18 protein-coding genes are annotated in these 20,020 nt (G+C 66.8%); 13 read left to right on the forward strand and 5 right to left on the reverse strand.

Features of this window, described 5'->3' with window-relative positions:
• Positions 1-114 precede the first annotated feature (114 nt).
• From Pla175_RS04230 to proS, 4 genes are read right to left on the reverse strand one after another with little or no spacing between them, the layout of a single operon-like run.
• Positions 115-1,275: a DUF1573 domain-containing protein gene (locus Pla175_RS04230; RefSeq protein ID WP_145281447.1), complete on the reverse strand. Its 1,161-nt coding sequence runs from the start codon at positions 1,273-1,275 to the stop codon at positions 115-117.
• A 9-nt stretch (positions 1,276-1,284) separates the two neighbouring features.
• Positions 1,285-1,599, reverse strand: a complete 315-nt coding sequence (locus Pla175_RS26985; RefSeq protein ID WP_145281448.1) for a type II toxin-antitoxin system HicA family toxin — start codon at positions 1,597-1,599, stop codon at positions 1,285-1,287.
• Positions 1,532-1,855 (reverse strand): type II toxin-antitoxin system HicB family antitoxin, encoded by a 324-nt coding sequence (locus tag Pla175_RS26990; protein ID WP_391527852.1) that lies wholly within the window; start codon positions 1,853-1,855, stop codon positions 1,532-1,534. The genes Pla175_RS26985 and Pla175_RS26990 overlap by 68 nt, the downstream gene beginning before the upstream one ends.
• Positions 1,856-1,866: 11 nt before the next feature.
• Positions 1,867-3,363, reverse strand: a complete 1,497-nt coding sequence (gene proS / locus Pla175_RS04245; RefSeq protein ID WP_145281450.1) for a proline--tRNA ligase — start codon at positions 3,361-3,363, stop codon at positions 1,867-1,869.
• Between the two features lie 269 nt (positions 3,364-3,632).
• On the opposite strand from proS, the gene Pla175_RS04250 reads away from it, so the two are divergent.
• The 11 genes from Pla175_RS04250 to Pla175_RS04300 all read left to right on the forward strand — a co-directional run bounded on the left by Pla175_RS04250 (position 3,633) and on the right by Pla175_RS04300 (position 15,878).
• A complete protein-coding gene (locus Pla175_RS04250) occupies positions 3,633-4,607 on the forward strand; it encodes a 3'-5' exoribonuclease YhaM family protein (RefSeq protein WP_145281451.1) in 975 nt (324 codons plus the stop codon).
• A gap of 66 nt (positions 4,608-4,673) precedes the next feature.
• Entirely contained in the window at positions 4,674-5,384 is a 711-nt protein-coding gene (locus tag Pla175_RS04255) for a DUF433 domain-containing protein (RefSeq protein WP_145281452.1), read from the forward strand.
• Positions 5,356-5,808, forward strand: a complete 453-nt coding sequence (locus tag Pla175_RS04260; protein ID WP_145281453.1) for a PIN-like domain-containing protein — start codon at positions 5,356-5,358, stop codon at positions 5,806-5,808. The genes Pla175_RS04255 and Pla175_RS04260 overlap by 29 nt, the downstream gene beginning before the upstream one ends.
• A gap of 241 nt (positions 5,809-6,049) precedes the next feature.
• Positions 6,050-8,506 carry a ribonuclease R family protein gene (locus Pla175_RS04265; protein ID WP_145281454.1) on the forward strand — a complete coding sequence of 819 codons (2,457 nt, stop codon included), beginning with the start codon at positions 6,050-6,052 and terminating at the stop codon, positions 8,504-8,506.
• Between the two features lie 165 nt (positions 8,507-8,671).
• Positions 8,672-9,811 carry a glycine cleavage system aminomethyltransferase GcvT gene (gene gcvT / locus Pla175_RS04270; protein WP_145281455.1) on the forward strand — a complete coding sequence of 380 codons (1,140 nt, stop codon included), beginning with the start codon at positions 8,672-8,674 and terminating at the stop codon, positions 9,809-9,811.
• Positions 9,812-10,071: 260 nt separating this feature from the next.
• On the forward strand, positions 10,072-10,470 hold the full coding sequence (gcvH, locus tag Pla175_RS04275) for a glycine cleavage system protein GcvH (RefSeq protein WP_145281456.1): 399 nt from the start codon (positions 10,072-10,074) through the stop codon (positions 10,468-10,470).
• Positions 10,471-10,515: 45 nt separating this feature from the next.
• Positions 10,516-11,922, forward strand: a complete 1,407-nt coding sequence (gene gcvPA, locus Pla175_RS04280; RefSeq protein WP_145281457.1) for an aminomethyl-transferring glycine dehydrogenase subunit GcvPA — start codon at positions 10,516-10,518, stop codon at positions 11,920-11,922.
• A gap of 237 nt (positions 11,923-12,159) precedes the next feature.
• Positions 12,160-13,641, forward strand: a complete 1,482-nt coding sequence (gene gcvPB / locus Pla175_RS04285) for an aminomethyl-transferring glycine dehydrogenase subunit GcvPB (protein ID WP_145281458.1) — start codon at positions 12,160-12,162, stop codon at positions 13,639-13,641.
• 125 nt (positions 13,642-13,766) lie between these two features.
• The gene (locus Pla175_RS04290) at positions 13,767-14,513 is read left to right on the forward strand and encodes a lipoate--protein ligase family protein (protein WP_145281459.1); all 747 of its coding nucleotides are present in this window, start codon (positions 13,767-13,769) and stop codon (positions 14,511-14,513) included.
• A 315-nt stretch (positions 14,514-14,828) separates the two neighbouring features.
• Positions 14,829-15,548 carry an FHA domain-containing protein gene (locus tag Pla175_RS04295; protein ID WP_145281460.1) on the forward strand — a complete coding sequence of 240 codons (720 nt, stop codon included), beginning with the start codon at positions 14,829-14,831 and terminating at the stop codon, positions 15,546-15,548.
• Between the two features lie 78 nt (positions 15,549-15,626).
• Positions 15,627-15,878, forward strand: a complete 252-nt coding sequence (locus Pla175_RS04300; protein WP_145281461.1) for a hypothetical protein — start codon at positions 15,627-15,629, stop codon at positions 15,876-15,878.
• A 160-nt stretch (positions 15,879-16,038) separates the two neighbouring features.
• Here the strand turns inward: Pla175_RS04300 and Pla175_RS26410 are convergent, their stop codons facing one another.
• A complete protein-coding gene (locus Pla175_RS26410; protein WP_315851506.1) occupies positions 16,039-16,548 on the reverse strand; it encodes a hypothetical protein in 510 nt (169 codons plus the stop codon).
• 432 nt (positions 16,549-16,980) lie between these two features.
• On the opposite strand from Pla175_RS26410, the gene Pla175_RS04310 reads away from it, so the two are divergent.
• Together Pla175_RS04310 and Pla175_RS04315 are read left to right on the forward strand one after the other, a co-directional pair.
• Entirely contained in the window at positions 16,981-17,718 is a 738-nt protein-coding gene (locus tag Pla175_RS04310; protein WP_197527261.1) for a tetratricopeptide repeat protein, read from the forward strand.
• Between the two features lie 472 nt (positions 17,719-18,190).
• Complete coding sequence (locus Pla175_RS04315; protein WP_145281463.1) at positions 18,191-19,723, forward strand: CAP domain-containing protein; 1,533 nt, start codon at positions 18,191-18,193, stop codon at positions 19,721-19,723.
• Positions 19,724-20,020 lie beyond the last annotated feature (297 nt).

Raw genomic sequence — 20,020 nt, forward strand, 5'->3', positions numbered from 1 at the left:
TCGTTTCGCACGGGCGCACCGTTTGGGGGTTTAGCGAGGCAGGGCGTATCTTCTCAGATTCTGCCCGGCCCCTCAAAGGCCACTCGCCGGGGGGCACGGCTCGCCGCAGCGCGTCTATTGAACGGCCACGCGAACGCGGAAGTTGACAACCGGCGAATCGGGGTGATTTGTCTTCAGGCGGACCTCGCCGTACTCCGTTTGGTCGTTGCCGAACCGGATGACCGGCGGCGACCCGGGGGGGACGCGGACTTCCATGCGAACGTGGGCCAGGCCCGGCTTCGGGTGCTCGATCTCACCCAAAGAAACCTCGATCTCGGCGGGGTCGACCTCGGCCACCTCCAGCGTCAACGCGTCTGCGTGCTCGCCCCGCAGCACGATCAGCATCTTGGTCGCCGTCCCCACGCTGCCGGAGACGACCCCCAGGCTCAGCAGGCTCGCCTCTTGATTGAACAGGGGGCCGCGGATCGAGAAGTCCCCCTCGACATGGGCCAGGGCGTAGGGGCTCACCTCGGGCAGGTCTTCTAGGTCGGTCTTAAGCGTCACGGTCTCGCTAAAATAGCCCAGCGGAAGCTGGCCGTCGGCGCCCAGCGTGATCCGGTAGCCCGACTTGGCGCCCTCGGGCAGCTCGTCCGCCGTCAGCGGCGTGGTCTCGGCGGTCAGCAACGGCTTGCCGTCGGCGTCGGTGGGGGTCTCGACCGACAGCTCGAACGCGTCCCGATCGTTCGAAGTGATCAACGCCGAAGCGGTCGCCGGCTCGCCCGCGCGGATCCGGCCGAAGTCGAACTGCTGGGGTTCGAGGCCGGCGGTCTCGATCACTTCACCGTGGATCGTGAGCTCGATACGCGGCGCCCGCAGGTCGTTGGTGATGATCGGCGCCGTTTGGCGGAAGTCTCCCAACGCCCGCGGGGTCCAAGAGACAAGCACGTCCGCCGACCCTCCCGGCGGGATCGGCTCGCTGGGGACCTCGCCGATGGTGCACTTGCAGGTCGGCTGGCCGGCGATCAGCTCCAGCGGGGCATTGCCGCGGTTCTCAAAGTGGAACTCGCGCGACTGCGTGGTGCCGTTCTGCATCACGCCGAACTCGTAGTGCTGCAGGTCGACGTACGCCCGGGGGGCGGGCACGGCGGCCGCCGGCGCCTCGCCCGGCACGGGGGCTTGGGCGGTGTCGATCATCTGCTCCACGCTCGCGGAGGGGCCGATACGCAGGTAGCCCCAAGCCCCGCCGACCGAGGCGCCGAGCAGGATTGCTATGAGGAAGGTGAGGGGGAGACGCATGGGCCAAGTCTATAGCATTCTACGGAGTTCGTCGGCGGATAGGTCCGCGCTTCGAAGGATCGCTCTGAGCGTCCCTCGCGGAAGCTCAGAGCGCCGGGGGATGGTGATCGAAGTAGGCGGATCCTCGCGTGTCAAAAAATGATGGCTCCCTTTGCCGCGGTCGGCTAGTTCGCTGAACCCGCACTTGCTCAGCACCCGGATTAATTCCCGCGAGGAAACCACTGGAAGCTTCGCGCTCATCCCACGACCGCCCAAGCTAGATAACGCGCAACTCTGCTTCGAGTGTGTCTTTGGGCGCCTCAACGCCTGTCCGTTGAGCGCCATCGATCCACGTCTCAATCGCGTCGCGAGCGTTGGTGATCGCTTCCTCCCGGGTGGCTCCGCAGCTTATGCAGCCAGGGAGGCTCGGGACTTCCACCGTCCAGCCGCCGTCTTCGTGATCGGGATAGAGGAATATCTGTCGCATGGTCCAGAGCGGGGGTACGGTCTGTCTCAATCCTAGCACCGGCTGGTCTTGGCCGGCTAGCATTCTTTGTGGGGCGCCGGGGCCTCTCCAGGGTGGAGACGCCACACGCCCCATTTGTATTGTACCTAGTAAGCCCGAGCGAAGAGGGCCCGCTTCTCGCTGGGCGCCCCGCTAAAGATGCACTTGCCCGCTTCCGCCTCGCCGTCGATCGGCACGCAGCGGGGGGTCACCTTCAGCGCTTTGCAGTGGGCCTCCATCTCGGGGCCGTCGGTGAAGTGGCAGTAGGCCAGGCCCCCCGGCGCCCCCTCGGCGAAGAACGCGTCGAAGTCCTTCAGGCTGTCGATCGTTTGGGTAGCGGCCTGCCGCTCGGCGTTTGCGCGGTCGAAGAGCGACTGCTGGATCTCGGCCAGCAGCCCCGGCGCCGCCTCGATGAACTGGGCCGCAGACATCTTTGGGCCCCGCTCGCTGCTGTCGCGCCGGCTCACCGGGAACGCCCCGTCGGCCAGGTCGCGCGGGCCGATCTCGACCCGCAGCGGCACGCCCCGCCTGACCCATTGCCACTTCTTGTCGCCGCCGCGGAGGTCGCGGTCGTCGATGCGCACGCGCACCGGCTCGCCGTCGTATTGCTGGGCTTCCAGGCCCGACTTGAGCTCGCCGACGTACTTCAGCACCTCGGCACGTTCTTCGTCACTCTTGTACATCGGCAGCACCACCACGTGCGCCGGGGCCAGCTTGGGGGGGAGCACCAGGCCGTCGTCGTCTGCGTGGGTCATGATTAGCCCCCCCACCAGCCGGGTAGAGACGCCCCAGCTTGTGGTCCAGGCAAGCTGCACTTCACCCGCTTGGTTCTGGAACTTGATGTCCTGCGCCTTGGCGAAGTTCTGGCCCAGGAAGTGGCTGGTGCCTGCTTGCAGGGCCTTGCGGTCCTGCATCATGGCCTCGATGGAGTAGGTGGCCACCGCGCCGGGGAACCGCTCGCCGGCCGTCTTTTCTCCCTTGATCACCGGCATCGCCATGTGCTGCTCGGCGAACTGCGCGTACACATCGAGCATCTGGCGGGTCTCGGCACGGGCTTCCTCCTCGGTGGCGTGGACGGTGTGCCCCTCCTGCCAGAGGAACTCGGTGGTGCGGAGGAACATCCGCGTCCGCAGCTCCCACCGCACCACGTTGGCCCATTGGTTGATGAGAATGGGCAGGTCGCGGTAGCTCTGCACCCAGCGGGCGAACGTGGCGCCGATGATCGTTTCGCTGGTCGGCCGGACGATCAGCGGCTCGTCTAGCTTGGCGCTGGGCGCCGGCTGCAGGCCCCCTTTGCCGTCGGGTTCGAGGCGGTGGTGGGTGACCACCGCGCACTCCTTGGCGAACCCCTCGACGTGCTCGGCCTCCTTCTCGAGGAAGCTCATCGGGATAAACAGCGGGAAATAGGCGTTCTCGTGCCCGGTGGCCTTGAACATCGTGTCGAGCCGACGCTGGATGTTCTCCCAGATGGCGTACCCCCACGGCTTAATGACCATGCAGCCCCGCACATCCGAGTTTTCCGCCAGGTCGGCGCCCTTGATGACCTGCTGGTACCACTCCGGGTAGTTTTCCGCACGAGTCGGAGAAATCGCCGTCTTCGCCATAGGTAGCGGGCTGCGCCCGCGGGGTTGGGGGTGGTCCGCCTGCGGCGGAGGGGCTAGGGGCTGGGGACGCGCAGGCGAACCAGCGGCGCTAGGCGCCGGAGTGACCTGCGGATCGACCGCCAGGGGACAAATCTCAGCCCCGCAGTCTACGCGAACCGCCGCGCCTGCGGAATCGCGTCTCGATCTGCTACCATAGCAGGCTGCCCAGGGCCGAAATCACCCGTCCCCAGCCCCCAACCCCCAGTCCCCAGCCCCTGGGGCGAAGCCCCATGTCAGAGCGTCGGTACGTTACGCAGTTCGCCCACAACGAGCAGGTCCGCCAGACGTTCATGGCGAGTGAGAAGCAGTTGCGCCCCAACCGCAACGGCAACCTCTACCTGCAGCTCGAGCTGTCGGACCGCAGCGGCGCCATCGGCACGCGGATGTGGAACGCCAACGAGTCGGACTTCAAGGGCTTCGACAACGGCGACTACGTGGTGGCGGAGGGGACCACCCAGCTCTTCCAGGGCAACATGCAGATGATCATCAAGAGCATCCGCAAGGCCCGCCCCGACGAGGTGATCGAGGCCGACTTCTTGGTGCTGCAGGACGCCGAGGTCGAGAAGATGGCCGCCCGCCTGGCGGAGGTGCTCCGCGGCATCAACACGCCGGAGCTGAAGAACCTGTGCGAGTGCTACCTGATGGACGACCAGTTCATGGGCAAGTTCACCCGCGCCCCGGCCGGCATGAAGAACCACCACGCCTACACCGGCGGGCTGTTGGACCACGTGCTGAGCCTGTGCGAGCTGGTGCTGCTGATCGCGCCGCGCTACCCCCAGCTCGACGGCGACAAGCTGCTGGTGGGCGCGTTCCTGCACGACGCCGCCAAGACCGAAGAGCTGGCCTACGACCGGGACATCTCCTACACGGACGAGGGCCAGATGCTGGGCCACATGGTGATCGGCATTACCATGCTGGACGACAAGATCCGCGAAGCGGAGCGCTTGTCCGGCGAGCCCTTCCCCAAGGCGCTGGGCATGGAGCTCAAGCACATGATCATCAGCCACCACGGCGAGTACGCCTACGGCAGCTCGAAGCTGCCGATGACGCTCGAAGCGATCGCGCTGCACCAGCTCGATAACCTCGACGCCAAGCTGGCCAGCAGCAGCCAACTCATCAACGACTGCCTCAACGGCGAGAGCCATTGGACGCAGTATTTCCCAAACATCGACCGCAAGCTGTGGAAGGGCGAGCGGGAGGGGTGACGTTGACCATGGCCGGCCAGCGAACTACGATAATTTGGGCGGCGTCGATCAACGTAAGGTTTTGCTATGCCGAAACTTCAGTATGATGTCGAAGCAGCAATGCGGATCGAGGATCCACGCGATTTACCCGCATACACTCTTTCCGAGTTGAGCCGCCATTTGAGGGTCCCGCGGTCGAAGGTCCGTTCTTGGCTAGGCGGCGAAGTGGCTGGGGGGCTCCATGGGACGCCAATCATCCATTTGCCCGCGGCAAAGGGTCGCATTTTTAGCTTCTTCAATCTCGTCGAGGCCTTTTTGCTTGCCGGAGTCAGCAGGCCGGACATCCCACTGTTTCGTGTCCGCGAAGCGCTTCAAGCGGTAGGGATGGAAACCGGCTGGGAGCGTCCCCTGATTCAAGAAGAGTTTCAGTTGCGGGGAACGCCTCTGTTCATTGAGAGGCTGGCCCCCTTTGTCGAGCCGGCCGTTTGCGAAAGCGTCTTGAAAGACGTATTTCCTGTCCGGTTTCAACGGATTGAATGGCAAGACTCGCTGGCCGCCTGCGTTGCTCCGTTCACGCGGCGCGAAGGCCGATCGCCCGCCGATCGACCAATCGTGATCGACTACCGACGGTCTTTTGGGCGCCCCATCCTATGCGCAATCGGGGTTCCTACAGAGATCATCTACGGCCGCTGGATCGGGGGAGACACTCAGGAAGAGATTGCGGACGACTTCGGTTGCGATCGGTCCGCTATCGAGGAAGCGCTTTGCTATGAAGCAGCCGCCCAAAGGGCGGCCTAAACGGCAGCCGATCTTCTTTATCGACCAGAGCATCGGCGCAAAGGTGCTGCATCACGCGCTCATGCGACTGGGCGCCCGGGTCAGAATCCATGATCATCACTTTGGCCAAGGCACCCCAGACGAAGAATGGCTTTCGAAAGTTGGAGAGAAGGGCTGGGTCGTGCTGACGCAGGATGAACACATTCTCACACGGCCGATCGAGGTAGAGGCGCTCTTCAGAGCAAACACCCACGTCTTCGTGCTCCGAGGGAAGAACCTGAACGGCCAAGAAATTGCAGATGCATTCTGCAAGGCACTTCCCGACATGACGGCGCTAGCCTCTGCGAAGCAGCCGCCATTCCTCGCCAGAGTAACAAGAGACGGGACGATTGCTGCGATTGAATGCTACGGCCAGCTTGCTCGGCGAATCGTTCCTCCCGACTAGCGTTTACGGACGGTTCGAGAACGATTCTCGCAACGCAAGCCGACCAAACCAAGCACGCGGCGCAAACAAGTGAACCCATCAGCATCCCACCAAGGTGCACCCGCCCATTATCTCACCGATTCGTGTTCGCGCGATTGCCCCGCTTGTGCGGTGTGCTCGTGTTCGCGGGCTCGCAGTTGGCTCCGCTCCACTTCAGGCCCAGCCTGACCTACCACCGTCTGGCACTGCCTGACCTGCCGCTATGGACCAAGACATCCGCAACGCCGTGCTCGCCTACACGGGAAGCGCCGCCTACAAGCCGGTCAAGCCGAAGGTGATCGGTGAGCGGCTCGGCCTGGCGGGCGACGCGCTCGAGCTGGCGCGCAAGACCATCAAGAAGATGATCAAGGCGGGCGATCTGGAGTACGGCCCAAACCACATGGTGCTGCCGATGCAGCCAGGCCACGCGGCCCGCGAGGGGATCGCCGCCGCGCTCAAGCCGGGCGTGCCCAAGGTAGACGGCGCGCCGTCGGCAACCGACAAGCAGCCCGGCACCCGGGCGGCCTCGGGCGCCAAGAGCGTGGTCGGCACCTTCCGGCGGATCGGCTCGGGGGACGGCTTTGTACGCCCCGAGGGGACCCCCGCCGCCACCGGACGCGACTCCGACGTGTACGTGAACAAGAAGAACGCCGGCGACGCCGCCAGCGGCGACATTGTCCGCATCCGCATGGACAAGCGGACCGGCTACAAGGGGAAGCCGGAAGGGAAGGTCATCGACGTCGTCGAGCGGCAGACCAACACCTTCGTCGGCACCTATCTCGAAGAGGGGGGGCAGGGGCTGGTGATGGTCGACGGCGGCGTGTTCACCGCGCCCATCTACGTCGGCGACCCCGGCGCCAAGGGCGCCAACCCCGAAGACAAAGTCGCCATCGAGATGGTCCGCTTCCCGTCGCACATGCGCGAAGGGGAGGGGGTCATCACCCAGCGGCTCGGGGCCAGCGGCGCGCCGGGGGTCGACACCATGGCCATCAAGATCGAGTTTGCGCTCCCCGGGGAGTTCCCACCCGAGGTGCTGGAAGACGCCCGCGGCCAGGCCGAGCGCTTCGACGAGTCGATCCCCAAGACCCGCACCGACCTGACCGGCGAGGTGGTGGCCACCATCGACCCGGTAGACGCTCGTGACTTTGACGACGCGATCTCGCTCCGCCGGATCGAAGGGGGCCACTGGGAGTTGGGGGTGCACATCGCGGACGTGTCGCACTTCGTGCAGCCCAAGACGGCGCTGGACAGCGAGGCGTACGACCGCGCCACCAGCGTCTACCTGCCCGACGAGGTGATCCCGATGCTGCCGGAGATCATCTCGAACAACTTGGCGAGCCTGCAGCCAGACAAGGTGCGCTACGCGATGACCTGCCGGATCGAGTTCACGCCCGAAGGCGTGCCGGTGGGCGCCGACGTGTTCAAGAGCGCGATCAAGAGCCGGCGCAGGTTCACCTACGAAGAGATCGACGCGTACCTGGCTGAGACAGGTTTGGTCAAGGCGAGCAAAAGCTCCCCTCCTCGGCAGGGGGAGGGGGCAGCCCCGGGGAAAACCCCAACCAAGGCAAACGCTAAGCGAGCCACCAACCCCCTCCCCAACCCTCCCCCTGCCGGGGAGGGAGTAAAGGCGACGCTCACCCCCGAGGTCGATGCGCTCGTCGCCGACATGTTCGAGCTGGCGATGATGCTCCGCCGCCGCCGGCTGGAGCGGGGCGCCCTCGAGCTGAACATGCCGGAGATCAAGGTCGACCTCGACAAGGACGGGCGGGTCTCCGGCGCGCACCTCGAGACGCAGACCGAGAGCCACCAGATCATCGAGGAGTTCATGCTGGCCGCCAACGAGGCGGTGGCGCGGAACCTACGCGACGCGGGGCTGCTGTTCCTACGCCGCGTGCACGGCGCCCCCGACCCGAAGAAGATGGCGGCCCTGACCGCGTTTGTCCGCGACCTGGGCTTCCAGGTCGAGAGCCTGGAGAACCGCTTCGAACTGCAGAAGCTGCTGGGCGAAGCGCACGGCGACCCGCGCGAGCCCGCGCTCAATTTCGCGGCGCTGCGGTCGATGCAGCGGGCCATCTACAGCCCCGAAGAAGAGGGGCACTACGCCCTGGCGAGCGACTGCTACTGCCACTTCACCTCGCCGATCCGCCGCTACCCCGACTTGACGGTCCACCGGCTGCTCGAGGCGCTCGCGATCGGCAAGAAGCCGGTGCAGGACGAGGCGGCGCTGTTCGCCGAGGGAGACCACTGCAGCGACCGCGAGCACCGGGCCGCCAGCGCCGAGCGCGAGCTAACCAAGGTGAAGCTGCTGAACTACCTGAAAGACAAGATCGGCCTGGAGATGAACGGCGTCATCACCGGCGTCGAGAGCTTCGGCATGTTCATCCAGGGAGACAAGCTGCCGGCCGAGGGGATGGTGCACATTTCGGCCCTGACGGACGACTACTACAAGTTCGACCGCGCCAGCCACTCAATTACCGGCTTCCGCGGCGGCAACAGCTTCCGCCTGGGCGACCCCGTGCGGGTGGCCGTGGCGAGCGTCGACGTCGACGGCCGCAAGCTCGACTTCCGCCTGCTGGGCCGCGGCGAGGGCAAACGGGCGCCCAAACCGAAGAAGACCTCCGGCCGTCCCCCCAAAGGCCGCAGCGACAAGACGGGCAAACACCGGCGCAAAAAGGGCTAGGCAGGCTCCCAGAAGCCCAGCAGCAGCCGACCTAGGGCCGGCGCGTCTCGCGAGAAGTCGGGCTCAGAACGCGCCGACCGTAGGTCGGCTGCTATTCTCGTTATTTCGTTGCCGCGTCGCCCCCGCCCCCATGACGCCCCGCGCCCCGCCTCCTAGAATGCCCCCATGAGCACGCTCGCACGCACGCCGCTTCACGACTGGCATTCCGCAAACAACGGGCGGATGGTCGACTTTGCCGGCTGGAGCATGCCGGTGCAGTACGGCTCGATCGTCGCCGAGCACCACGCCACACGCCGCGCGGCGGGTCTGTTCGATATCTCGCACATGGGGCGGATCGACATCCACGGCGAGGGCGCCCAGGACCTGCTGGAGTGCCTGCTCACCCGCCGGGTGAGCGACATGCGGCCGGGCCAGATCCGCTACAGCCTGATGTGCAACGCCGAGGGGGGCGTGCTGGACGACGTGCTGGCCTACCGGGCTTCTGAAGAGGGGGCGCCGGGGGGTGGGTCGCCCCTGTTTCAAGGCCCGATGCACCTGGTGGTGAACGCCGGCAACCGCGCGAAGCTGATCGACTGGATCACCGACCGCCAGGTAGAGTTCGCCGCGCGGATCGAGGACCTGACCACGCAGACGGCGATGATCGCCGTGCAGGGGCCCAAGGCGATCGGCATTGTGCAAGCCATGGCGGACCGCCCCATCGACGGCCTGAAGAACTACACCGGCATGGCCGCCAAGGTAGACGGGGTCGATTGCTACGCGAGCCGCACCGGCTACACGGGCGAGGACGGCGTCGAGCTGATCTGTGCTTCGCCGGAAGCCCCGGCGTTGTGGGAGAAGCTGCACGCCGCGGTGGTCGCGGCCGGCGGCTCGGCCGTAGGCCTGGCGGCGCGTGACACGCTCCGCCTCGAGGCCGCCATGCCGCTGTTCGGTCACGAGCTCTCCGAGGAGATCACGCCGTCGCAGGCGGGGCTCGGCTTCGCCGTGAACCTTAAGGGACGCGAGTTCATCGGCAGCGAAGCGATCGCGCAAAGCGGCGAAGAAGCGCACCCGACCCGCGTCGGCCTAGTGCTGGACGGCAAACGCTCCCCCCGCCAGGGCTACCCCGTGATGGCCGGCGACGCCCAGGTGGGCGTGGTCACCAGCGGGGGCTACTCGCCGACGCTCGATCGGCCGATCGCGATGGCGTATGTTGGCCCCACGATGCACGCCGTGGGGACCGGCCTGGAGGTCGACCTCCGCGGCCAACGCCTGCACGCCACGGTGGTCGAGCTGCCCTTCTACCGGCGGCCGTCAAGCAGCAAGTGAGAAGGGAGAGGCGGGGATGAACGGCGATTGGGGGATGCCCCAACGAGGGCTTGGAGGTCGATCGCGAGAAATCGAACAATGGGTAAGGGGATGGCCGGCGGAATCGGCGTCGGTAACCCCGCTTCCATGAAGATGCATACAATCGGGCTCCTAGACGCATCGGCCTCGGCCCGCCAAAACGCCATCCCCCCATCTGCATTCATCCCCACCTCACCCTTCCAAACTTCGCCGGCCCAAACCACAAAGACAGGATATCTCCCATGAACCCCGAGCAGTTGCTGTACGCCAAGAGCCACGAGTGGGTGCACGTCGAAGAGGCGGGGGTGAAGCAGGTGGCCACCGTCGGCATCTCCGCGTTTGCCGTTGAGGCGCTGACCGACCTGGTGTTCATCGAGCTCCCCAGAACGGGCCGGCCGGTCACGCCGCAAGAGTCCTTCTGTGAAATCGAGTCGGTCAAAGCGGTTAGCGACATCTACGCCCCCGTGGCGGGCGAGGTGGTGCAGGTGAACGACAAGCTGGCCGACCACCTAGAGCTGTTCAGCGACGACCCCTACGGCGAGGGCTGGATCTGCAAGATCGAGATCACCGACCCCGCGGGGCTGAAGGCGCTGATGGACTACGAGGCGTACCAGAAGATGTGCGCCGAAGAAGCTCAGTAGCCCGCCCCACCCCCCCGCTCCCGCCCCTCGCGCTGCTCCCGCCCCATGCCCTACCTCTACAACACGCCCGACGAAACCCGCGAGATGCTCGACGCTATCGGCGTCGGCTCCATCGAGGACCTGCTGGCGATGGTGCCGGCCGACTTCCGCCTGCGTCGCGCGCTCGACCTCCCGCCGGCGATGGGCGAGATGGAGCTCGACCAGCACATGCAGATGCTCGCGGGCCAGAACCACGACGCGTCCGACAAGGTCTGTTTCCTCGGCGGGGGGGCGTACGACCACTTCATCCCGGCCGTGGTCGACGCCATCGGCGGTCGAGGCGAGTTCTACACCAGCTACACGCCCTACCAGGCCGAGGTCGCCCAGGGGAACCTGCAGGCGATGTTCGAATACCAGTCGCTGGTCTGCCGGCTCACCGGCATGGATATCAGCAACTCCAGCCTGTACGACGGCGCCAGCGCCGCGGCCGAGGGCGTGATGATGGCCCTGGCGAGCAAGCCGGGCCGCAACCGCGTGCTGGCCCCCGCGAGCCTGCACCCGGAGTACCGCGAGACGATCGAGACCTACCTGGCGAACCTTGATGTTGAGGTCGTCACGCTCCCCACGCCCGCCGGCGTGCTCAGTATTGACGAGCTGCGCGCGGCGCTCAACGACCAGACGGCGTGCGTGCTGCTGCAACAGCCCAACTTCTTCGGCTGCCTGGAAGACGCAGACGCCGCCACCGCCGCGGCGCACGAGGCCGGCGCGCTGCTGATCAGCGTGTTCGACCCGATCAGCCTCGGGCTGCTGAAGCGGCCCGGCGACTACAACGCCGGCGACGGCGCCGACATCGTGGTCGCCGAGGGGCACTCGCTCGGTTCGCCGCTGGCGATGGGGGGCCCGTACCTCGGCATCCTGGCCTGCAAAGAGGCGCTGGTGCGGCGCATGCCGGGCCGCATCGTCGGCCAGACCACCGACCGCCGCGGCAAGCCGTGCTTCGTGCTCACGCTGCAAACCCGCGAGCAGCACATCCGCCGCGACAAGGCCACCAGCAACGTCTGCAGCAACCAGGCGCTGTTCGCGCTGCGGGCCGCGGTCTACCTGGCCCAGCTCGGCCCCCAGGGCCTGCAAGAAACCGCCGGGCTCTGCCTGCAGAAGACCCGCTACCTGGCCGATCGGCTGGCCACGACCGAGCGATTCAAGCCCGCCTTCAAGGTGCCCGTGTTTAAAGAGTTCGTGCTCCGCGACCGCGAGTGCGACGTCGACGCGTTCATCGCCGCGGCGCTCGACGCCGGCTTCCTGGCCGGTGTGCCGCTGGGCCGCTGGTACCCGGACCTCGACGACTGCCTGCTGATCGCGGTGACCGAGAAGCGGACCAAAGAAGAGCTCGACCGCTTCGTCGCGTTCGTCGAGGCCCTGGCGAAAGACACCGAAGCCGCCGAGCTCGGCGAGATGGCGGAGTCGTTCGGCTAAGCCGAGCGCGCCGCAGGCGTCGAACAGTGAGTTTCACCACGAAGAGCACGAAGGATCACGAAGAAGGTGGTTCGGTCTGTGCTTGGACCAGTGCAATAGAGTCAGTCAAACTCCCCGCTTCTAAGGTTCCGTCCTAAGAGTTTCCGGCGTCCATGGCGGTCGAGCGCCTTCGCTACCGACGGTGCTCCCGTAGTGTTCCTTCGTGCCCTTCGTGGTTAAACCCTTCGTGGTTAGAAAATGCGTAACACCCAAGACACCCAGCTCCTGTTCGAACTCTCCCACGCCGGCCGGCGCGCCACGCGGCTGCCGGCGTGCGATGTTCCGGAGACGCCCGTGGCCGAGCTGCTCCCCGCCGGCGTGCTGGCCGCGGCGCCCCCGGAGCTGCCCGAGCTGGCCGAGCCCCACGTGGTGAGGCACTTCACCAACCTGTCGACGCAGAACATGAGCGTCGACACCCACTTCTACCCGCTGGGCTCGTGCACGATGAAGCACAACCCCAAGCGGAACGAGCGGGCCGCGGCCTACTTCGGCGCCCTCCACCCGCTGCAGCCCCAGGAGTCCATCCAGGGCATCCTGCGGCTGCTGTACGAGGCGCAGCAGTACCTCTGCGAGATCTCCGGGCTCCCCGCGTGCAGCCTGCAACCCGCGGCCGGCGCCCAGGGCGAGCTGGCCGCGTTGCTGGTGGCGGCCGCCTACTTTAAGGACCAGGGCCAATCGCACCGCCGCAAGGTGCTGGTGCCCGACAGCGCCCACGGCACCAACCCGGCCAGCGCCGTGATGGCGGGCTTCGGCGTGGTGACCGTGAAGACCAAGACGTCCGGCGCGGTCGACATGGACGACTTCCACGCCAAGCTGGACGACGACATCGCGGTGTTCATGATCACCAACCCGAACACGGTCGGGATCTTCGAGCCGAACATGGGCCCCATCGCCGAGGCGGTCCACGCCCGCGGGGGGCTGATCTACCTCGACGGCGCCAACATGAACGCCATCCTGGGCATCGCCCGGCCCGGCGACTTCGGCGTCGACATGCAGCACTACAACCCGCACAAGACCTTCAGCGGCCCCCACGGCGGCGGGGGGCCCGGCGCCGGTCCGATCTGTGTGACCGACAAGCTGGCGCCCTACCTGCCGGCGCCGGTGGTCGCGAAGAGGGGTGAGGGACGAGAGGCGAGCGGCGAGAACGGGGGCGCCGAGTACTTCCTGGATTTCGACCGCCCCAAGACCATCGGCCGGCTGCGGTCGTTCCTGGGCAACGTCGGCGTGATGGTGCGGGCGTACGCCTACATCCGCTCGCACGGGCCGGACGGCCTGCGGGCCGTGAGCGACAACGCGGTGCTCAACGCCAACTACCTGCTCAGCCGGGTGAAGCACTTCCTCCCCGTGCCGCAGGGAGACCGCTGCATGCACGAGTTCGTCGCCTCCGGCGCCAAGCTCAAGAGCGAGCGCGGCGTCAGCGCGATGGACCTCGCCAAGCGCCTGCTGGACTACGGCTACCACGCCCCCACGGTCTACTTCCCGCTCACCGTGAAGGAAGCGATCATGGTTGAGCCGACCGAGACCGAGAGCAAAGCCACGCTCGACGCGTTTGCCGAGACGCTGTTCAAGATCACAGGCGAAGACCCCGACCTGCTGCACGAAGCCCCCCACACCACGCCCATCAGCCGCCCCGACGAGGTGCAAGCCGCCCGGCAGCCGCGGATGTGCTATTGCGGGTAGAAATGACCAATGACCAAGCCTAAGTGACCAATGACCAAAGACGCGCAGGCGGTCGCCTGCACGTATTGGTCATTCAGGCTTGGTCGTTGGTCATTCTTTCTCAAGGCGCTTTTGCGAGAACGTCTATGTCCCCCACCCGCCTGATCCTCGATCCCCCCGCCGGGGGTGTGTGGAACATGTCGGTGGATGAGGCGCTGCTGGAGCGGGCCGACCTGGAGGGGGTAGCGACGCTGCGGTTCTACCAGTGGGAGGCGCCTACGCTTTCCTTGGGGTACTTCCAGGCCTACGCCCAGCGGCGGGCCCACGCCCCCAGCGCCCAGTGCCCCGTGGTCCGCCGCCGCAGCGGCGGCGGGGCGATCGTGCACGACCAAGAGCTCACGTACAGCGTCGCCCTGCCGGCCGATCGGCCGCTGGCGCGTCGGCCCCTCGACCTTTATTGTGCGGTCCACCGGGCGCTCGTGGCGGTGATCGGCGAGCAGTCCGGGCTCGCGTGCCGGGTGTTTGGCGACTCCGAGCCGCCCCCCCCGGGCGAGCCCTTCTTGTGCTTTCTGCGTCGTTCCTCCGGCGACGTGGTCGCCTCCGACTGCGGCGCAAAGCTGTGCGGGGCCGCCCAACGCCGACGCCGGGGGGCGGTGCTGCAGCACGGCAGCATCTTGTTGGGGCGGTCTGTCGCGGCCCCAGAACTGGCCGGGCTGGCCGATCTCTCTGGCCGGGCGGTCGACGCAGACCGCCTGCGCGACCCCCTGATTGATCGCCTGACGGCCCTTCTGGGGGGGCTCGAACCAGCGACGCTCGGCCCCGCCGAGCAAGAAGCAGCCGCTCGGATCGCCGACCAGCGGTTTGCCGATCGCGATTGGACCCAGCGTCGCTAACGTCGGCGCTGCCGGCGCGCCGATCGGACTAATAGCCCCCGGCCGGCCCCTGCGGGCGTCGCGGCATCCGCGGTCGCCGGTCGGGCAATAACCTACGGCCTTCCACAACTGGGATAGGCGGTTGGGAATCCTGCGTTAGAATCCGAAACAGGGAAAACTTCCCGCCCCGGTTTCCGTATACAATACAGGAGCCGCGGCCTGGTCTGCGGTTTGCACTCATCCATTTAGCAAGTACGGAACGATCGACGCTGCTGCCGCTTTGCGTGCTCTCTTACGTTTCATCGGTCACTGGGCGGAGCAGACAAGAGGTCCGACATGAAGTTGAAGGTACTAGGGGGCGCCAAAGAAGGCGCAGAAATCCCGCTCAAGAAGGACCAGTTCCTGATCGGGCGTTCGAAGGAGTGCACCCTGCGCGCCGGCAGCGAGGCGATCAGCCGCAAACATTGCTTGATCGCGTTGGCCGACGGGCGGGCCACCATCCGCGACCTCGGAAGTCGCAACGGCACCATCGTCAACGAGAAGAAGATCGGTGGCGAGACCAGCCTGAACCACGGCGACGAGATCCAGGTCGGCCCGCTGAAGTTCCGTTTCGAGGCCGCAGAGATCAAGTCGGGCAAGCAGCCCAAGGTGGCCAACGTCGCCGACGCCGTCGGCCGGGCGGCCTCTCAGGCCAAGTCGACCGAGCGTGGCAGCGAGGGGGTGTTTGAGGACGATATCAGCAAGTGGCTGATCGGTCCGAGCCACTCCGACCTCGCGTCGAACGAGACGCAGACGATGCAGCTTGACGAGACCCGCGCCGCGGGCCTCAAGTCGGTGCGTCTGGACCAGGCCGCGGCCGGCGAGCCGGAGACCCTCGAGGAAGAAGACCTAGAACGCACCCTCGCCGGCGGCGAGGACGCAGACGACCAGGACGCCCAAAAGAAGGCGGGCAAGAAGCAGCCGGGCAAGCTCCCCCCGCTCCCGCCCAAGTCGCAGGCCAAGGACAGCCGCGAGGCGGCGGCCGACATCCTCCGCCAGATGTCGCGCAGGCGCTAGAACGCGGCGACGCGTCAAGAACCACCCCACCACACCGGTCCTAAAACCACTGGCCCCACAACGCCGGCGCCAAGCAGCATGCCCCGCAACCGTCTCCCTTCCGCCGGCCCGACCGGGCTGCTCGGCGTCGCCTTCGACGCGGCCGATGGCCACAAGCGTCTCACCCGCGGGGAGAACTTCCTGCTGGCGGGGGGCTCGCACGAGACCCACGCCGTGATGCAAGAAGCAGTCATCAAGACGATCGAGCAACTCGCCCTCCGCGGCAAGGAACTCCGCAACGCCTCGCCCGAAGAAGTGCGCGACCTGCTGCTGCGGGCCCACAACCAGTAACCGCTGCCCGCGAACCGCCAACGAGCAAGCCCCAACGACCGAGCCAGCGGCTTCGGTCCTTGGGGCTTGCGGTTTTTCTATAGCGTGGGGCCGCGTCTAGGCGTCCCTGCTTACCCTTGGGGGCGAGAGGGGGCCCGCGGCGCGGTCGCCCGATCGGGGCCTACAGCGAGTCGTCTTGCTCGCGGTCGTCGTCCTGGGGTCCGCCCAGCGGCTCAACCTCGACCTCGCCGGTCGCCCGAGCGGCGGCCAGTTCTGCGGGGCTCAGCTTCACGTAGCCCAGGCCGCGGACCACCTCCAGCACCTCGCTGCAGGTGGGGAACATCCGCCCGCTGGCCCGCTTGTACTCGTCCAGGGCGTTCATGAACTGCACCTCGTCGTCGGAGTAGTCACGTTCGCAGGTGGTCGGGTCGATCTGCCGGCGACGGACGACCTTCTTGCGACGCTCCAGCTTGGGGGGGGCCGCTTCCTCGACCGCCTGCTCGCCGCGGCGGCGGTCGACGGTCACTTCTTCCTCGCCCACTACCTTCTTCGCCGGCTTGGCGGGCGACTTGCGGGCGGCGGTCTTCTTGGGGCTGCTCTTGGCGGCGCCGCTCTTCGCGGCCGGCTTCTTGGTCGCGGCAGCGGCAGAACGCGTGGGAGTGGTTCGCTTGGCGGGGGTGCGGGTAGCCATTGAGGGGGGGGCTCCGGGCGGGCGGCTGGGGGGGCTGCCGGCGTCACCGGCGGGGCGCCGGGGAGGCCGAATAGGCAATCTGGGGACATAGGAACATGCACGCGCCGTGGCGCCCACGCCACGATGTGGCGGTTAGGAAACAAGAAACGGTCAACAAAGAGTGCGCAATTGGGGGGAGATGCCGGCCCTGCCGGAACTTCCGGATGGCCATCAGCCCACGGGTTCCGCACCGCCGCGGCAACCCGAAGAACGCGTTCGTCCGGAAACTCCGACGGGGCGGCGCCCGTCGGCTAAACCCCTATCCGCTCGATCTAGCGGCGCGAGGGGCCCCTACGACCGGCGCGAACCGTCTTGCCCCGTTTTGCCCCGGTTGCTAGGGTTCTGCCGATTTCGACCCTGCCGCCGGCCCCATCGGGCAAGGAGCGTAGCGAAGTGAAACCCGCGAATCCCCGCCCCACGCTGCTAGGCCTGTGCGCCGCCCTGACGCTCGCTGCCGCTGCCGGTTGCAACACAGTCGCCAGCCAGACGAACAACGCCGAAGGGGTCCGTCTGTACCAGCAGGGCGCCTACCACCAGGCAGCCGGCAAGTTCCAGCAGGCGATCGCCAACACCCCCGACCAGCCGGACGGCTACTACAACCTGGCTGCGTCGCTGCACCGCAGCGGCATCCAGCAGAACCGCCCAGAGGACCTCCGCCAGGCCGAGGTGGTCTACAACCAGTGCCTGGAGCGGAACCCCAACTACCCGGAGTGCTACCGCGGGCTGGCCGTGCTGCTGGTGGACACCGACCGCCGCGACGCCGCGTTCCGCCTGCTGAACAACTGGGCGGCCGCGAGCCCCACCGACCCGGAGCCAAGGATCGAGCTGGCGCGGCTGCTGGAAGAATCGGGGCAGCCCCAGCAAGCCAAGACGCAGCTCGTCGACGCGCTCGCGATCGACGTCAACAACAGCCGGGCGTTGGCGGCCCTGGGCCGCATCCGCGATCAAGAAGGGGACTACCAGCAGGCGCTGGCCAACTACCAACGCGCCCTGGCGATCGATGGGTCTCAGACGGCGCTGGCCGCACGGATCGCACAACTACAAGGGGCCTCGGTCACGACGCCCCAGATGGCCGCGGCGCCCACCGGCACGCGGGTGTCGCAAGGGTTTCAGCCGACCGTGAAGTACTAACCCCGCGCACGCGGCGCCGGTTTGCCCCGGGAGTGGGTGGCTAAAAATGGCGCCCCATCGCACGATCGGCTCTGCGATACTACGGGGTTGGTGGACCGGACCAGAACCCCCTAGAGGGTGCGCCACTTTTGTCCCCGTGGTGTCCGCTGGCGGAGGCGTCTGGTCGCCCTCGGGTGATTTGTGTCCGGCGGGTGTCCGATCGGCGTCCTTTTTGTCCGCTCGGTCACCCCGCTGACGCGACGGCACGGCGCCCTAGACGGGAGAGGGGGGTGGTTTTCCCCGGAGATTGCCCGGTGGGGGGTGGGTTTTGTCCGAAAACCGCGCCGCCGACAGGTGGACAAAAGGACAAAACGTTTGGACCGCCCGGCGGGCCTCCGAACCGGCTTGGAAAACTTTGGCTTCGGTCAACCGACGGTGGTATCGTGCAGGTGCTAACGCCCTGTCGCTCGACTCTTGAAAGAAGGCTGCTCGTATGCTTCGCCCCGTTTGCCGCGTCGTGATCGCGACGGCTTGCTTGATCTGCGCCTCGTCTGAGGCTCAGGTTGCGCTGCCGGACACCCCGCCGCTCCCCGCCTTGTTGAGCCGAGGCGACGGCGGATCGATCCGGCTGACGCTGCCACGCGTGGTGATGGAGCAGAAGGAGGTGCAGTACTCGGTGCAGGTCCCCGCCATCGTCGAGAAGACGATTGCGGGCCGCACGGTGCGGGTAACGGTGATGCAGGAGCAGGTGCGGACCAAGACGGTCATGGACCGCAAGGTGGTAGGAGAAGAGGTCGAGGTCTCCCCGGGGCAGTTCGATGTCCGCCGGGCGAGCGGCGAAAGCATCCAGATCCTCAGCTCGGGCCGGAGCGAGAGCCGCGTGGTGCCGGTGATCGTGCTGGAGGTAGAACAGATCGACCAGCCGCAGGTGCCGCCGTTCCTGGCAGCGGTTCTCAGGCCCGACGCGGTGGTGGTGTTTCTTCCGGTAGGCGCCCTAGCGGGAGGGCCTGCGGACGGCGGCGTACCGAACGGGGATGGCCAGCAGGGGGGCGACGCCCCGGCCCCGCCACGGCCACAACCCCAGCAGGGGCAGGTGACGCTGAGCGTGCACAACGGGTCGGGTCGGGAGGTGAGCGTTTATCGTGTCGACGATGGCAAGCAGAGCGAGGTGCTGGTCCAAAGGTCGTTGGGCGACGGGCAACAGATGACGCCCCAGACCTGCAGCGAGGGGAGCCGTTGGTTCGCCAAGGCCGGCGACCGGATCGTGTCGGACTTCTGGACCCCGGGGGAACAGGCCGCTACGTGGCGGATCGGCCCGCTGGTCGATTTCACGACCTGGGATTGCCAGGGTGGCGAGCGCTTCCGCCGCCTCGACGACCGGACCTGGCGTCACTACGACCGCAACGGCCGCTCGATCGGGATGCTGTACGAGGAAGAACGCACCGACCAATGGGTGGCGATGTACGACGAGGGACGCGAGATGTGGGTGCGGCTGATGGAGGACGAAGCGATCTACGACTCTGCTGCATCGAACGGCTGGCAGACGCTGGCGATGCGTGCCGGCGCCGCGCCGCCGGTTCCCCAGCCGGGCCCGGCCCCCGCGGCGAATTCGAAGCTGACCAAGGCAGAGATCGCCGTGATGCTGGACATCCACAACCAGGCCCGCCGCGAAGTCGGCGCGCCGCCGGTCGCCTGGTCGGACGGCATGGCCCAGTACGCCCAGCGTTGGGCGGACAAGCTGGCCCAGGAGGGCAAGCTGGAGCACCGCCAGAACTCGCCGTACGGCGAGAACTTGGCGATGGCCAAGACCGCCCGCGACGCCGCCGGGATGTGGTACGGCGAGAAGGACAAGTACGGCGGCCAGAAGATGGACAACCAGAACTTCTTGGTGTTCGGCCACTACACGCAGATGGTGTGGAGCGGGACGGCGAAGATCGGCTGCGGCAAGGCGACCGTGGGCGGGCGGACGATCTGGGTGTGCAACTACGACCCCCCGGGGAACAAAATCGGCGACAAGCCGTATTAAGGGTGTTTGGGGGACCTGCTGGCGCCCCCGGGCAAGTTTCTCCGGACAGCCCCTTTTGCCATTGCAATGCACCGAGCCATATGATTCATTAATGCGTAGCGGCAGCGCCGCTGCGTTACGCGTGTTTGGGCAACGGAGGTTGGCCGGCGCGTGGCGTCAGGCAATCCGCTTTCGGGCGGCCAATTCGGTCGTTTAGCTACCAAAGTCTTGTTCCGCGTTCGTAAAGCGTAGAGCGCCAGGTTGGTAGAGCTCGGCTTCAATTAGCCCTTTCGCCCAGCGGCCTTGGGATGGCCGCCC

The sequence above is a fragment of the Pirellulimonas nuda genome, from assembly GCF_007750855.1.
Taxonomy (GTDB): Bacteria; Planctomycetota; Planctomycetia; order Pirellulales; family Lacipirellulaceae; genus Pirellulimonas; species Pirellulimonas nuda.